Origin of the sequence: Streptomyces sp. 3N207 (assembly GCF_052246355.1) — a bacterium.
GTDB lineage: Bacteria > Actinomycetota > Actinomycetes > Streptomycetales > Streptomycetaceae > Streptomyces.
The window spans coordinates 203588-218130 of the sequence record NZ_JBQQBV010000010.1; the positions used below are offsets into that span (position 1 = coordinate 203588).

12 protein-coding genes and 1 riboswitch are annotated in these 14543 nt (G+C 70.7%); of the genes, 7 read left to right on the top strand and 5 right to left on the bottom strand.

Annotated features, from left to right (window positions below; all coding sequences use genetic code 11):
* Positions 1–58: 58 nt before the first annotated feature.
* From ACTWP9_RS17890 to ACTWP9_RS17905, 4 genes are all read left to right on the top strand, one after another.
* Positions 59–790 (top strand): DUF7873 family protein, encoded by a 732-nt coding sequence (locus tag ACTWP9_RS17890; RefSeq protein WP_443247175.1) that lies wholly within the window; start codon positions 59–61, stop codon positions 788–790.
* A 450-nt stretch (positions 791–1240) separates the two neighbouring features.
* Positions 1241–1422, top strand: a riboswitch (cobalamin riboswitch).
* Between the two features lie 66 nt (positions 1423–1488).
* Positions 1489–2529 (top strand): ABC transporter substrate-binding protein, encoded by a 1041-nt coding sequence (locus tag ACTWP9_RS17895; RefSeq protein WP_443247176.1) that lies wholly within the window; start codon positions 1489–1491, stop codon positions 2527–2529.
* Positions 2530–2771: 242 nt separating this feature from the next.
* Entirely contained in the window at positions 2772–3788 is a 1017-nt protein-coding gene (locus ACTWP9_RS17900; RefSeq protein ID WP_443247177.1) for a FecCD family ABC transporter permease, read from the top strand.
* Entirely contained in the window at positions 3785–4600 is an 816-nt protein-coding gene (locus ACTWP9_RS17905) for an ABC transporter ATP-binding protein (protein ID WP_443247178.1), read from the top strand. Before ACTWP9_RS17900 ends, ACTWP9_RS17905 begins: the two co-directional genes overlap by 4 nt.
* Positions 4601–4619: 19 nt before the next feature.
* On the opposite strand, the gene thrS is transcribed toward ACTWP9_RS17905, so the two are convergent.
* Entirely contained in the window at positions 4620–5846 is a 1227-nt protein-coding gene (gene thrS / locus ACTWP9_RS17910) for a threonine--tRNA ligase (RefSeq protein ID WP_443247179.1), read from the bottom strand.
* A 234-nt stretch (positions 5847–6080) separates the two neighbouring features.
* Complete coding sequence (locus ACTWP9_RS17915) at positions 6081–6449, bottom strand: hypothetical protein (RefSeq protein WP_443247180.1); 369 nt, start codon at positions 6447–6449, stop codon at positions 6081–6083.
* A 129-nt stretch (positions 6450–6578) separates the two neighbouring features.
* Between ACTWP9_RS17915 and ACTWP9_RS17920 the strand changes: the two genes are divergently transcribed.
* Positions 6579–7964: a DUF5685 family protein gene (locus tag ACTWP9_RS17920; protein ID WP_443247181.1), complete on the top strand. Its 1386-nt coding sequence runs from the start codon at positions 6579–6581 to the stop codon at positions 7962–7964.
* A 43-nt stretch (positions 7965–8007) separates the two neighbouring features.
* On the opposite strand, the gene ACTWP9_RS17925 is transcribed toward ACTWP9_RS17920, so the two are convergent.
* Entirely contained in the window at positions 8008–8481 is a 474-nt protein-coding gene (locus tag ACTWP9_RS17925) for an Lrp/AsnC family transcriptional regulator (RefSeq protein ID WP_443247182.1), read from the bottom strand.
* Between the two features lie 93 nt (positions 8482–8574).
* Here ACTWP9_RS17925 and ACTWP9_RS17930 point away from each other — a divergent pair, with 93 nt between their 5' ends.
* Positions 8575–9042, top strand: a complete 468-nt coding sequence (locus ACTWP9_RS17930; protein WP_443247183.1) for a rhodanese-like domain-containing protein — start codon at positions 8575–8577, stop codon at positions 9040–9042.
* A gap of 191 nt (positions 9043–9233) precedes the next feature.
* Here ACTWP9_RS17930 and ACTWP9_RS17935 read toward each other — a convergent pair whose 3' ends face one another.
* Both ACTWP9_RS17935 and ACTWP9_RS17940 read right to left on the bottom strand, forming a co-directional pair.
* A complete protein-coding gene (locus ACTWP9_RS17935; protein WP_443247184.1) occupies positions 9234–11453 on the bottom strand; it encodes an NADP-dependent isocitrate dehydrogenase in 2220 nt (739 codons plus the stop codon).
* 180 nt (positions 11454–11633) lie between these two features.
* On the bottom strand, positions 11634–13103 hold the full coding sequence (locus tag ACTWP9_RS17940) for a glyceraldehyde-3-phosphate dehydrogenase (protein ID WP_443247185.1): 1470 nt from the start codon (positions 13101–13103) through the stop codon (positions 11634–11636).
* A gap of 235 nt (positions 13104–13338) precedes the next feature.
* Between ACTWP9_RS17940 and arsM the strand changes: the two genes are divergently transcribed.
* Positions 13339–14160: an arsenite methyltransferase gene (arsM, locus tag ACTWP9_RS17945; RefSeq protein WP_443247186.1), complete on the top strand. Its 822-nt coding sequence runs from the start codon at positions 13339–13341 to the stop codon at positions 14158–14160.
* The last annotated feature ends 383 nt before the right edge of the window (positions 14161–14543 follow it).

Below are 14543 nucleotides of genomic sequence, written 5' to 3' on the forward strand. Positions count from 1 at the left end.
GAAGTCGTCGAACAAAATGCCTGGAACGGCTGAGGATCGGACTGCTAGCTTCGCGTTCGTGGCGAAGCTGAATCAGATCATCGCAGTCGAGAAAGGCGTCAAGTCCAAGGTGGTCCAGGACCTGGCGCAGGCACAGCACGGGCTGGCGAAGCCCCAGATGCTGGCCGGTATCTCGCGTACGTACCAGCCCAAGGACGAAGAGGGCGAGCAGCTTCCGCCGGAGTCGACGCGGGTCCAGGTCAAGGCCGAGGATGTGCTGAAGGAAACGGCGAAGATCCTCACCCGGCTGTTCGATGTGACGGCGACGAAGGACTGGGCGAACCTCACGGCTCGTGCGGACGTCGTCGTCGACGGACGCACCGTCCTGTCCGAAGTGCCGGTCTCCTACCTGCTGTTCCTGGAGAAGCAACTGGGCGAGCTCGGCTCCTTCCTGCGGAAGCTGCCGGTGCTGGACGGCGCGGAGGCGTGGGAGAAGGACCCCTCCACGGACTGGTGGAAGACCGAGCAGGTCCGTACGGTGCGCACCAAGAAGGTGCCGCGCAACCATGTGAAGGCGGAGGCCACGGAGAAGCACCCGGCCCAGGTCGAGGTGTACTACGAGGACATCCCCGTCGGCTACTGGACCACGGTCAAGTACTCCGGCGCCCTGCCCGCACGACGGGTCAACGAGCTGCTGGAGCGGCTGGACAAGCTGGCGGCCGCGGTGAAGTTCGCCCGTGAGGAGGCCAACGGGACCGAGGTCACCGACAAGCGCGTCGGGGACGCCGTCTTCGGCTACCTCTTCGACTGACAGCCAGGAGGCATCTCACCACCACAGACACCCCGGCGCACGTTTCGACGACGTGGCGGCCGGGGTCCCCCGGGGCCAGGGTTTCAGCGACCTTCGGTCACCGGGTGCGCCAGGAGCGCAAAGCTGAAGCTGAAGCTGATGTGTGACCCCCCGGGTCGCCCTGTCCTGAACACAGGGTGCCCGTCAGTCTCAACCTCTCGCTCCAAGCTCAGTATCGCCGCTCATCGTCCGGCAACCGGGGCGGTGACGACCTTGAGACGCTGGTTCGAACCCAGCCGGCGCATCCACGCTGCGCCGTGGTGGAGTGGCTCCACGCAAGGGCATCGCCGAACGATCCGCCCATCAACAGGCCGGTGCGTGTGAACGAGCGGCACCCAGGACCCCGGGGCCGGGTAAAGCCTCGGGGTCCCTTTTGTCGTTTCTCCCGGTTCCTGCGGGATGCCGCCCGCGTGGTACGTTTCAGCGGCCAGTCAAACCCTTGAACGGGTCAGGGAATCCGGTGCGAATCCGGAGCTGACGCGCAGCGGTGTGGGACTGGGGCGTGCACGAGGCCACTGGGGACGTACGTCCCTGGGAAGGCGCACGCTCCCACAGTCCCGAGCCCGAAAACCTGCTGGCACCCGCGCTCGGACTGCCCCGGGCACGGTGGCACGCCGGGCCCCGCGACTGGGCCTCTGACGGAGAAGGAACCCCTGGCCATGCGCCGACCGCGCCGTATCCGCGTACTCGTGCCGGGCCTCGCCCTGGCACTCGTCCTGGGCGCCGCCGGCTGCGGCGGGGACTCCCCGACGGAGGCGTCCGGCAAGGGCGCGGCCCCCGGTTACCCCCGTACGCTGCACAACTGCGGGCAGGACGTCACCCTCCAGCGGCCCCCGCGGCGGGCCGTCTCCCTCGACCAGGGCTCGACCGAGATCCTGCTCGCTCTCGGGCTGGGCGACCGGATGGCGGGCACCGGCACCTGGACCGACCCGGTCATGAAGGGGCTCGGTGAGGAGAACGCGAAGGTCCCGCGGCTGGCCGACGGTTACCCCGCGCTGGAGAAGGTGCTCGACAAGGACCCGGACCTGGTGACCGCCTCCTTCTCCGCCACCCTCGACAAGGGCGGCGTCGCCCCGCGCGGCAAGTTCGCCGACCTCGGGGTGCCCACCTACCTCTCCCCCGCCGACTGCGCCAAGAAGTCCGGCTCCAACGGCGACGGAGCGCGCAGCAGCCGGCTGGAGCTGAGCACCGTCTACGGCGAGATCCGCGACCTGGCGAAGGCGTTCGGCGTGCCGAAGCGCGGCGAGCGGCTGGTGGCCGGCCTCAAGGCGCGGGTGGCGAAGGCCACCCGGGGCACCGACGCGCGCGGCACCTCCGTCATGTACTGGTTCGCCAACTCCGAGTCGCCGTATCTGGCGGGCTGCTGCGGGGCGCCGGGCATCATCACCCGCGCGGTGGGCGCGAAGAACGTCTTCGACGACACCCACGACGAGTGGCCGCAGATCGGCTGGGAGACGGTCGCCGACCGGGACCCCGATGTGATCGTGCTGGGCGATCTGACCCGCAAGAACCAGACCGCGGAGACCGCGAAGGCCAAGATCCGGAAGCTGGAGTCCGACCCGGTCACCCGCCATATGACGGCAGTCCGCCACAAGCGCTACATCCTGCTGCCCGGCGCCGCGATGAATCCCTCGATCCGCACGGTGGAGGGAGTGGAGAAGGTGGCAAGGGGACTGCGAGATTTGGGGCTGGCGAAGTGAGGGGGGAACGGGCTGGCGGGAGCTCCGAAGCTGCTGCCGACCCGGCAACGGGGGCTGCGCTTGCCCACCCTGCGCCCCTGGCGCAGACTGCCCAAGCACAGCCGGGGGACGCGGACGCGCCCCGTCAGGGGCGCGGGGAACTGCGCGATCAGCCACAACGCAAGCCGCACCCCGCAAACTTCAGGCAGGGGCACCCCCTCAGCGGAGCGCTCCGCACCGGGCAGGGCGCAGCCCTCCTGTGCGTGGTCGCCGCGCTCGCCCTCGCGGCGTCAGTGGCCCTGGCCATCACCGCCGGGCAGGCCCGTATCGGCGTAACCGACGTATGGCTGGTCGTCATAGAAGGACTGGGCGGCGCCGATGCAGGGGTCTCACCACTGCGCGAGGGCATCATCTTGGAACTGCGCCTCCCCCGCGCCCTGCTGGCCGCACTGTGCGGCGCCGGCCTCGGGCTGTGCGGCGCCGTCCTCCAGTCACTGCTCCGCAACCCGCTTGCCGACCCCTTCGTGCTGGGCGTCTCCTCCGGCGCCTCCACCGGGGCGGTCGCCGTGGTGGTGCTCGGCGTGGGCGGCGGCGCCCTCTCGTTGTCGGCGGGCGCTTTCGCGGGCGCCGCACTCTCGTTCGGGCTGGTGCTGCTGCTGGCGCACACCTCGGGCGGTACGACGGACCGGGTGCTGTTGTCGGGCATCGCCGGAATGCAGCTGTTCTCGGCGCTGACCTCGCTGATCGTCTTCACCTCGGCCGACGCCGAGCAGACCCGCGGGGTGCTGTTCTGGCTGCTGGGCTCGCTGGGCTCGGCCGACTGGGGTGAGGTGGCGCTGGGCGCGGGCGCGTTGGGGCTGGCGCTGGTGGTGTGCCTGGCGCGGGCCGACGCGCTGGACGCCTTCGCCTTCGGGCAGGAGGCCGCCGCCTCGCTGGGCGTACCGGTGCGGCGGGTGCGGCTGACGCTGCTGCTGGTCACTGCGCTGCTGACGGCGGTACTGGTCAGCTCGTCGGGCGCGATCGGCTTCGTGGGGCTGGTGCTGCCGCACGCGGCCCGCGCGCTGACCGGGCCGGCGCACCGGCGGCTGCTGCCGGTGACGGCCCTGGTGGGCGCGGTCTTCCTGGTGTGGGTCGACACCGCGGCGCGCACCCTGCTGGACCCGCGTGAGCTGCCGGTCGGAGTGGCGACCTCGCTGCTGGGGGTGCCGGCCTTCGTGGTGATCCTGCACCGGGGGCGGCGCGGCAGGGCGCACGGCGTAGGCGGAGGTGCGGGGCTGTGAGCCTGAGTGCGCACTCGGTGTCCTGGCAGGCAGGGGGGCGGCTGATCGTCGACGGGGTGAGCCTGGATCCGCAGCCCGGCCAGACGGTGGGGCTGCTGGGGCCCAACGGCTCGGGAAAGTCCACGCTGTTGCGGCTGCTGGCGGGCATCCGGCCGACCGCCTCGGGAGTGGTCACCCTTGACGGCAGACCGCTGCGCGAGCTGGGGCGCCGCGCTGTGGCCCGTCGGGTGGCCGTCGTCGAGCAGCATGCGGAGACCGGCGTGGAGCTGACCGTCGGCGATGTCGTACGGCTCGGCCGCATCCCGCACCGCGGCATCTGGTCGGGGCAGCGGGCCGAGGACGAGACGGCCGTGCTGGAGGCTGCCGTACACACCGGGCTGGCCGACCGGCTCGATCAGCCCTGGCACAGCCTCTCGGGCGGCGAACGGCAGCGGGTGCAGATCGCCCGCGCGCTGGCGCAGCGGCCGAGCGAGCTGCTGCTGGACGAGCCCACCAACCACCTCGACGTCCAGTACCAGCTGGAGCTGCTGGCGCTCGTCGTCCGTACGCCCGTCACCAGCGTGATCGCCCTGCACGACCTCAACCTGGCGGCGATGTTCTGCGACCACCTGGTGGTGCTGCGGCAGGGCCGGGTGGTGGCGGCGGGTCCGCCGGGCGAGGTTCTGACGGAGCGGATGGTGGCCGACGTCTACGGGGTGCGCTCGGTGGTGATGCCGCACGGCCCGGACGGGCGGCCCTCGGTGCGCTTCCTGCCCCCGGAGCCCATGGAGCCGCCGGTGCCGCTCGAGCCTGCCGACATCACCTCGAAATAGCATTCATAACCGGCCGCGTTCACCACAGTTCGGTGCTGTGCCGCCCCACGAGAGCGGTGATCCGGGCGAGGGCCTCGTCGATCGGCAGCGGGTCGAGGCGGCGACCGTCGCGCAGCCGCAGCGCGAGCCGGCCGTCGGCGGCCTCCCGGGCGCCGATCACCGCCTGGTACGGCACGAGGCGCGCTTCCCGCACCCGGGCGCCCAGGCTGCCGCGTTCCGGTGCGGCGAGCTCGGCGCGCAGACCGGCGGCGGCGCAGCGCCGCACCAGCGCCTCGCCGTCCGGAACCTCCGCCTCGGACACCGGCAGCACGACGATCTGGGTGGGCGCCAGCCAGCCGGGGAAGGCGCCGCCGTGCACCTCGATCAGCTGCGCGACGGCACGTTCGACGCTGCCGATGACGGCCCGGTGCACCATCACGGGCCGGTGCTTGGCGCCGTCCGCGCCGATGTAGTGCAGGTCGAAGCGTTCGGGCTGGTGGAGGTCGACCTGGACGGTGGAGAGGGTCGCTTCCCGGCCCGCGGCGTCGGCGATCTGCACATCGATCTTCGGCCCGTAGAAGGCGGCCTCGCCCTCCGCCGCCTCGTACGGCAGCCCCGCCTCGTCCAGCACCTCGGTCAGCAGCGCGGTGGCCTGCCGCCATTTGCCCGGGTCGGCCACGTACTTGCCGCCCGGGGCCGGGAGGGAGAGCCGGTAGCGGGCCGACTCGATACCGACCGCCCGGTATGCGTCGCCGATCAGCTCCAGCGCCGCCCGCGCCTCGGCGGCGACCTGGTCGAGGGTGCAGAAGATGTGCGCGTCGTTCAGCTGGATGGCCCGTACCCGGGTCAGTCCGCCGAGCACGCCGGAGCGCTCGGACCGGTACATGGCGCCCAGCTCCGCCATACGCAGCGGAAGTTCGCGGTAACTGTGGGAGCGGGACCGGTAGATGACCGCGTGGTGCGGGCACAGGCTGGGCCGGAGCACGAGCTGTTCCCCGTCGCCCGCTTCCAAGGGAGGGAACATGTCGTCGGCGTAGTGCGCCCAGTGCCCGGAGAGTTCGTACAGCTCCTTTTTCCCCAGCACCGGCGAGTACACATGCTGGTAGCCCGCGCGGCGCTCGGCGGTACGAACGTACTCCTCCAGCTCGTGCCGGACGGTGGCCCCGTCCGGCAGCCAGTACGGCAGACCGGCCCCGATCAGCGGATCGGTACCGAAGAGGCCCAACTCGCGGCCGAGCGAACGGTGGTCGTGGCGGGCGGCGGTCATGTGCTTCTCCCTCGGGGGTGCGGGCGGGCGCCCGAGGGAGCGAACGACGAAGCCCCGGGCGCTCGGCCCGGGGCTTCGGTGTACGTCTGTACGTCGGTCAGCGCGCCGGGACTGGGTCCGGCGTCGTCGTCCTCGCGATACGTACGGCGCGCTGCATGAAGGGAACGTAGCAGAGCTTCCCTCGATGGGTCGTGGGGTTTCCCAGCGACGGGATCTTCCCGGCGACGGCCGGGCTCAGGAGGAGGGCACGGAGGGCAGCCACCGCCGGGCCGCCTCGACGCTGTCGCCGATACTGGTGTTGAAGGCGATGGCGGCGCCGGGAGCGTGCCGGTGCACCAGATTGACGACCCGCTCGAAGAAGAGCAGTGCGGGCTCCGGCTTCCGGATGCCGCCGCCGATGACGACGACATCCCACTCGCGCTCGGACAGCGCGGTCCTGAATACGGACTCGTCGGGCCCGTGGGCGGCCACCACTGCCACGGACGCGTCGACGGAGAGTTCCGCGAACCGGGCCAACTCCTCGTCGAGAGCGGCGTGCAGGGCGTATCCGTCCACGCCGGGAACAGTGTGCGGGTCGAAACCGAGGACCAGAACAGCGGGCATACCCCGCAAGACGCTACCGAGCACCGTCCCGTTGCTCTTGCGGGGGCCCGGAAGTGGCGGTTAGGCCGGTGGGTACGATCGCCGCACTGCACAAGCACCGCAGCAGTCGAGTCACGTACGGGGGAGCTCGTGTTCGGAATCGTCAGGCCCTGCAAGCACCGGCTGTCGGAGGGGCTCAGGAGCGAGTGGATGGCGCATCTGTGCGGGCTGTGTCTCGCACTCCGCGGCGACCACGGGCAGTTCGCCCGGGTGGTGACGAACTACGACGGGCTGCTCATCTCCGTGCTGACGGACGCGCAGACCGGTGTCGCCGCCGCCCGGCGCCGCACCGCGGGCCCGTGCCCGCTGCGCGGTATGCGGACCGCGTCCGTCGCACAGGGCGAGGGGGCGCGGCTGGCGGCGTCGGTGTCGCTGGTGCTGGCCTCGGCGAAGGTGCGGGACCACATAGCCGACCGTGACGGGCTGCTGCGCCGCCGCCCGGTCGCTGCCGCAGCGCGCCGGATAGCCGCGGGCTGGGATCGCGCCGGTGCCCGTACCGGCGGCACGCTGGGTTTCGACACGGCCGTACTGGTCGACGCCGTGGACAGGCAGACCGACGTGGAGCACGCCGCGGGCCCCGGCACCCCGCTGACGGCCGTCACCGAGCCCACCGAGACAGCGACGGCCGCGGCCTTCGCGCACACCGCGACGCTCGCGGGCAAGCCCGGCAACGCGGCCCCGCTCGCCGAGGCCGGCCGGCTCTTCGGGCGCCTCGCCCATCTGCTGGACGCGGTCGAGGACCGGGTCACCGACGCCGCCGAGGGCGCCTGGAACCCGATCAACGCCACCGGCGCCACCCGCGCCGAGACCCGCCGGCTGTGTGACGACGCGGTGCGCGGCATCCGGCTGGCGCTGCGCGATGTGGACTTCGCCGACCCGCGGCTGGCACACGTCCTGCTGGTGCATGAGCTGCCGCGCGCCGTGGACCGCGCGTTCGGCACGACATCGTGCGCACACACGGCGGATCACGCCACCGGCCACGCCCCTGGCCCCGGCCCCGGCAACCCGTACCAGCAGCAGCAGTACGGCCAGCCGCCGCAGGGCCAGCCCCCCTACGGCCAGCCCCCGTACGGGCAGGCCCCGCAGAACCTCAACGGCCCCGCAAATCCCTACGCAGGCGGAGGCGGCGGCCAGCTGCCGCCCGGCGGCGGGGGCGAAGGCTGGGGTGGCTGGGGTGATGACCCGGGCGGCCAGGGCAACCCCGGCCCCCACTCCCCCAACCAGCGTCCCCCGCGCAGCTTCTTCGCCGGCTGCGCGGCCTTCGTCGGCCTCTGCTGCACCTGCCAACTGTGCTGCGCCTCGGAGTACGAGGGCCCCTGGTCCCGCCGGAAGCGCGAGGGCCTGTGCTCGGACTGCTGCGACTGCTGCGACTGCTGCAGCAACTGCAACTGTGACTGCTGCGGTGGTGGTGGCGAGGGCGGTGGCGCTGAAGGCGGTGGCGGCTGCTGCGACTGCGACTGCGGCTGCGACTGCTGACGACCCCGCACCCCCGTCCGCCCGCCCGCACGCCGTGCGGAGGTCAGCGGTGACCGGGCCCGGCGGGTGCCGGTGCCGTCAGGGAGCGGTGCGGCAGCGGGCTGGAGTACACGACGCTGGTGGTGACGGAACCGAGCGCGGCGATCCGGCCGGTGGTCGTCTCCAGATGGTGCATGGAGCGGGCGAGGACCTTCAGCACGAAGCAGTCGTCGCCCGTCACATGGTGCGCCTCGGTGATCTCGGGCGTCGTCGCGAGCAGATCGTGGAACGGCTTGTAGTTGCCGGTCGGATAGCGCAGCCGGACGAAGGCCAGGATCGTGAAGCCGAGGCGCTCGGGGTCGACGACGGCGGAGTACCCGGAGATGACCCCGCTCTCCTCCAGCCGCCGGACCCGCTCGGTGACGGCGCTCGCGGACATGGAGACGGTCCGCGCCAGCTGCGCGTAGCTCGCCCTCCCGTCCTGCTGGAGGGCGTTCAGTATGCGCATATCGGTCTCGTCGATGGATTCCTCGGTCATCCCCGATGACTACCACGGAAATCCCGGCGAAGCGACGGGAACAGCGGGGATCTCCGGTTCCGGGCCCGGTCTGCGGTCCGTAGCGTTCCGGCCATGACGACAGCAATCACCCCCTCCCCGGCCCCGTTCCCTTCCCCCGCCACGGCCGTCGAGTTCTTCACCGCACGGCTCGCCTTCCAGACCGATGTCTCCGATGTCCGCGCCGCGCTCGTCTCCGGCACGCCGGGCTTCGTTCTGATCGACTCGCGCACCGACCAGGGCTGGCAGCAGGCCCGCATCCCCGGCGCCCTGCACCTGCCCACCGGCGAGATCCCCACCCGCGCCGCCGCCCTGCTGGACCCCGCCGTCCCCGTCGTCACCTACTGCTGGGGCCCGGGCTGCAACGGCGCCACCCGTGCGGCCCTCGCCCTGTCCCGACTCGGCTACCAGGCCAAGGAGATGCTCGGCGGCATCGAGTACTGGATCCGCGAGGGCTTCCCCACCGAAGGCCGCACCGGCCTCGGACAACACTCCCCCGACCCCCTGACGGCCCCGTCGGGAGCGGTCAGCTGCGGCTGCTGACGGGCGTGGCAACAGCAGCGGAACAACACCGCTGCGAGACAGGGGCCGTGGCACAGCGCGGGCTGTCTCCCCCGGCGGGCGGCCCGGCCCCGACCGCGGCATGCCGTCGGCTGTCGGCCGCCGGCAGGACGAGGGCCCCGGGAACGGCCGGTGCCGTTCCCGGGGCCCGCTCATCAGCGGTGTGCGCTGTGTCAGCCCAGCGAAGCCAGCGCCTCGTTGAAGGTCTTCGACGGGCGCATCACGGCCGCCGCCTTCTCCGGGGACGGCTGGTAGTAGCCACCGATGTCGGCGGGCGCACCCTGGACGGCCAGCAGCTCGTCGACGATGGTCTGCTCCTGCTCGGCCAGCGTCTTGGCCAGCCCGGAGAACGCCTGCGCGAGCTGCGCGTCCTCGGTCTGCTTGGCCAACTCCTGCGCCCAGTAGAGGGCGAGGTAGAAGTGGCTGCCGCGGTTGTCGATGCTGCCGAGCTTGCGGCTGGGCGACTTGTTCTCGTTCAGCAGCGTGCCGGTGGCGCGGTCGAGGGTGTCCGCGAGGATCTGCGCCCGCGGGTTGCCCGCCTTGTGCGCCAGGTGCTCGAAGCTGACGGCCAGCGCCAGGAACTCGCCCAGACTGTCCCAGCGCAGGTAGTTCTCCTTGACGAGCTGCTGCACGTGCTTGGGGGCCGAGCCGCCCGCGCCCGTCTCGAACAGCCCGCCGCCGTTGATCAGCGGCACGACGGAGAGCATCTTGGCGCTGGTGCCCAGCTCCATGATCGGGAACAGGTCGGTGAGGTAGTCGCGCAGCACGTTGCCGGTGACGGAGATGGTGTTCTCGCCGCGGCGGATGCGCTCCAGGGAGAACTTCATCGCGTCGGCCGGGGACATGATCTCGATCTGCAGGCCCGCGGTGTCGTGCAGCGGAAGGTACTCGCGGACCTTCCCGATCAGGTTCTTGTCGTGCGCCCGGGCCTCGTCCAGCCAGAAGACGGCCGGGTCGCCGGTGGCGCGGGCACGGGTGACGGCCAGCTTGACCCAGTCCTGGATCGGCACGTCCTTGGTCTGGCACATCCGGAAGATGTCGCCCTCGCCGACCGCCTGCTCCAGCACCAGCTCGCCCTCGCCGTCGAGGACCCGCACCGTGCCGGTCGCCGGGATCTCGAACGTCTTGTCGTGGCTGCCGTACTCCTCGGCCTTCTGCGCCATCAGGCCGACGTTCGGCACCGAGCCCATGGTGGCCGGGTCGAAGGCGCCGTTGGCGCGGCAGTCGTCGAGGACGGCCTGGTAGATGCCCGCGTAGCTGCTGTCCGGAATGACCGCGAGCGCGTCCTGCTCCTGGTCGTCCTTGTTCCACATGTGGCCCGAGGTACGGATCATCGCGGGCATGGAGGCATCCACGATGACGTCGCTGGGCACGTGCAGGTTGGTGATGCCGCGGTGCGAGTCGACCATCGCCAGGTCCGGACCCTGGGCCAGCTCCGCGTCGAACGACGCCTTGATCTTGTCGCCCTCCGGCAGCGACTCCAGGCCCTTGAAGATGCCGCCCAGACCGTCGTTCGGCGTCAGACCGGCAGCGGCCAGCTTGGCACCGTATGTGGCGAAGGTCTTCGGGAAGAAGGCGCGGACGGTGTGCCCGAAGATGATCGGGTCGGACACCTTCATCATCGTCGCCTTCAGGTGCACCGAGAACAGCACACCCTCCGCCTTGGCCCGGTCGACCTGCGCGGACAGGAACTCACGCAGCGCGGCCACCCGCATGACGGCGGCGTCCACGACCTCCCCCGCCTTGACCGGCACCGACTCGCGCAGCACGGTGGTGGACCCGTCGTCGCCGTGCAGCTCGATACGGAGCGCACCGTCCTCGGCCAGTACGACGGACTTCTCGGTGGAGCGGAAGTCGTCACCGTCCATGTGCGCGACGTTCGTCTTCGAGTCGGCGCGCCACTCGCCCATCCGGTGCGGGTTGGCCTTGGCGTAATTCTTCACGGAGGCCGGGGCACGGCGGTCGGAGTTGCCCTCGCGCAGGACCGGGTTGACGGCGCTGCCCTTGACCTTGTCGTAGCGGGCGCGTACCTCCCGCTCCTCGTCGGTCTGCGGGTCGTCCGGGTAGTCCGGCAGCGCGTACCCCTTCTCCTGCAGCTCCGCGATGGCGGCCTTGAGCTGCGGGATGGACGCCGAGATGTTCGGCAGCTTGATGATGTTGGCCTGCGGGGTCTTGGCCAGCTCGCCGAGCTGCGCCAGGGCGTCCTCGATGCGCTGGTGCTCCGCCAGGCGCTCCGGGAAGCTGGCGATGATCCGGCCCGCCAGGGAGATGTCGCGGCTCTCGACGGCGACACCGGCCGTCGAGGCGTACGCCTCGACCACGGGCAGGAACGAATACGTCGCCAGGGCCGGGGCCTCGTCGGTTTGCGTATAGATGATGGTCGAGTCAGTCACCGCTACTCCGCTTCGCGTCTACATCGTCTCGATATCAAGATATCCCGTCGGGCGGCGCCGGAGTAAAGCGGCCCGCGCTTGGCCGCCTGCATGCGGGGGGCACACTGCGCAAGGCAGGACAGGGAGTCGCCCGGGCCCGCCCGACAAGCGGGAGCCGAGCCGCCCGGACGCTCCGCGAGATCAGCCGGCCGGGGCCGACGCAGGAGCCGACGCCGGGGCCGGATAGGTCGGGTACTCCGTCCCGGAGACGTACTGGACGACGCGGATGACCTGGCAGGAGTAGCCGAACTCGTTGTCGTACCACAGGTACAGGATCGCGTTGTCGCCGTCGACCTTGGTGGCGCCGGCGTCGACGATCGAGGCGTGGCGCGAGCCGATGAAGTCGTTGGAGACCGCGTCGGGAGCGCTGATGAAGTCGATCTGACGCTTGAGCGGCGAGGTCAGGGAGACGTCGCGGAGGTAGTCGAGGACCTCATCCCGACTGGTCTCGCGGGCGAGTTGCAGATTGAGGATGGCGATCGAGACGTCCGGCACCGGAACGCGGATCGAGCTGCCGGTGATCTTCGCCTCGAGGTCCGGCAGCGCCTTGGCGACGGCGGAGGCGGCACCGGTCTCGGTGATGACCATGTTCAGCGGCGCCGAGCGGCCACGCCGATCGGACTTGTGGTAATTGTCCAGCAGGTTCTGGTCGTTGGTGAACGAGTGGACGGTCTCCACGTGACCGCGCAGCACCCCGTACTCGTCGGCCATCGCCTTCAACGGCGGAACGATCGCGTTGGTGGTGCAGGACGCGCAGGAGATGATCTGCTCGTCCGGCTTGATCATGTCGTGGTTGACGCCGTGCACCACGTTGGGCACGTCACCCTTGCCCGGCGCGGTCAGGATCACCTTGTCGATGCCGGGGCGCAGATGCTTCGAGAGTCCCTCGCGGTCGCGCCACCGGCCGGTGTTGTCGATGAGGATGGCGTCCTTGATGCCGTACGCCGTGTAATCCACCGACGTCGGGTCGTCGGAGTAGATCACCTTGATCTCGTTGCCGTTGGCGACGATCGTGCTGTTCGCCTCGTCGACGGTGATGGTGCCCTGGAACTGGCCGTGGATGGAGTCGCGGCGCAGCAGCGAGGCGCGCTTGACGAGGTCCTGGCCGGCGCCCTTGCGGACGACGATGGCGCGCAGCCGCAGCCCGTTGCCGGACCCGGCCTTCTCTATGAGCAGGCGGGCGAGGAGGCGGCCGATGCGGCCGAACCCGTAGAGCACGACATCCCGCGACGCGCGCCGGTCGCTCTTGTCGGGCCCCGTCGCACCGGCGACCGCCCGCGCGGTGAACTCCTCCACCGACAGCCCGCGGTCGTCGGCCCTGTACGTCGCGGCGAGCATGCCGAGGTCGATCTGGGAGGGGCCGAGGTCGAGCGTGGTGAGCGCTTGCAGGAACGGCAGCGTCTCGGTGACCGACAGCTCGGCGCCGGCTATCTGCCGGGCGAACCGATGGGCCTTGAGGATGCTGATCACCGACTTGTTCACCAAGGAGCGGCTGTGCAGAAGGACCGTTACGTCCCGCTCCCGGTGCAGCTTCCCGATGATCGGGATCATCGACTCCGCGATCTCCTCGCGGTGCTTCCAGTTGGTGAACACGTCGTCGTTGACAGTCACAGATTTATCTTTCGAGCTAGGCGGTGCTCACATGCTAACGCCTGGCCGAGACAGCCTTGCGCAGGGCCTCACGGACGGCGACGTGGGCGGGCACGGGCGTACGGGCGGACGGACGTACGGGCGTACTGTTTCGACACCCTTCTATCTTGACGTTCTTCGATACAGCGCGCAGTCTTGTATTCAAGAGCATCGAATCAACATTTCGAAGCCGCGCAATCTCTTCAGGAGCGCAGTCATGAGTGAGACCGACGAACTACGCGAGACCGTCCGACAGCGGTACGCAACCGCAGCCGTACGCGTATCCGAGGGAAGCACGGCGTGCTGCGGCGCCGACGCCGCCGGGACCGAGGACAGCTGCGGCGCCACCTATTACGCAGCCGACCAGCGCGAGGACCTGCCCCCCGAGGCGGTCGCCGCCTCGCTGGGCTGCGGCAACCCCACAGCCGTCGCCGAACTCCGCGAGGGCGAGCACGTTCTGGACCTCGGCTCCGGCGGCGGCATCGACGTACTCCTCTCCGCCCGCCGCGTCGGCCCCACCGGCAAGGCGTACGGCCTGGACATGACCGAGGAGATGCTCGCTCTCGCCCTGGCCAACAAGGCGAAGTCCGGTGCGACCAACGTGGAGTTCCTCAAGGGCACCATCGAGGCCATCCCGCTGCCCGCGAACACCATCGACGCCGTCATCTCCAACTGCGTCATCAACCTCTCCACCGACAAGCCCGCAGTCTTCGCCGAAATGTTCCGGGTCCTGCGCCCCGGAGGCCGCCTCGGCATCTCCGACATCGTGGCCGACGACCACCTCAGCCCCCAGCAGCGAGCCGAACGAGGTGACTTCGCCAGTTGCCTCGCCGGCGCCCTCTCCTTCACCGAGTACCGCCAGGGCCTGGCGGCTGCCGGCTTCACCGACATCCGGGTACTCCCCCGAACTCTCGGCTCCGCCCGCGAAGCGGGGACCCCCACAGTTGCCGACAGCATGCACTCCGCCACCATCCAAGCCACCAAGCCGACCCCCACGACCGCACCGCCGGGAGCCGCCCCCGACTCCACACCCGATTGATCGGGGCTCTACGCCCTCCCTCGCGCCGTCCCGCGGTGCCGTCCCGGGGATGACGTTCTCCGGCCCGATGCGCTGCGGACCGCCGTACGGGAGCGGCGGGCGAGACGGGCCTGGTGTCCGCCCGCCCCCTCCGAACCCGACCCCCTCCCCAACGACTGTGGGCCGCACCCCCCGAAGCGGGAAGTGCGGCCCACGGCCCATGAACAGCCCAGGCGAGCGGAAACCCGCTCTGGCCTGTGGCGTTCTTAGATGTCGAAGTAGAGTCGCGAAGCGCCTCTGACCTGCACGGACGGCGCCCGAGGAGGCGGGTCGGTGCACAGCGGGTGCACAGCCGGACGGGTCGCGGAGCGCTGACCGGTGACTGCTGGTCGATGCGGCCATAC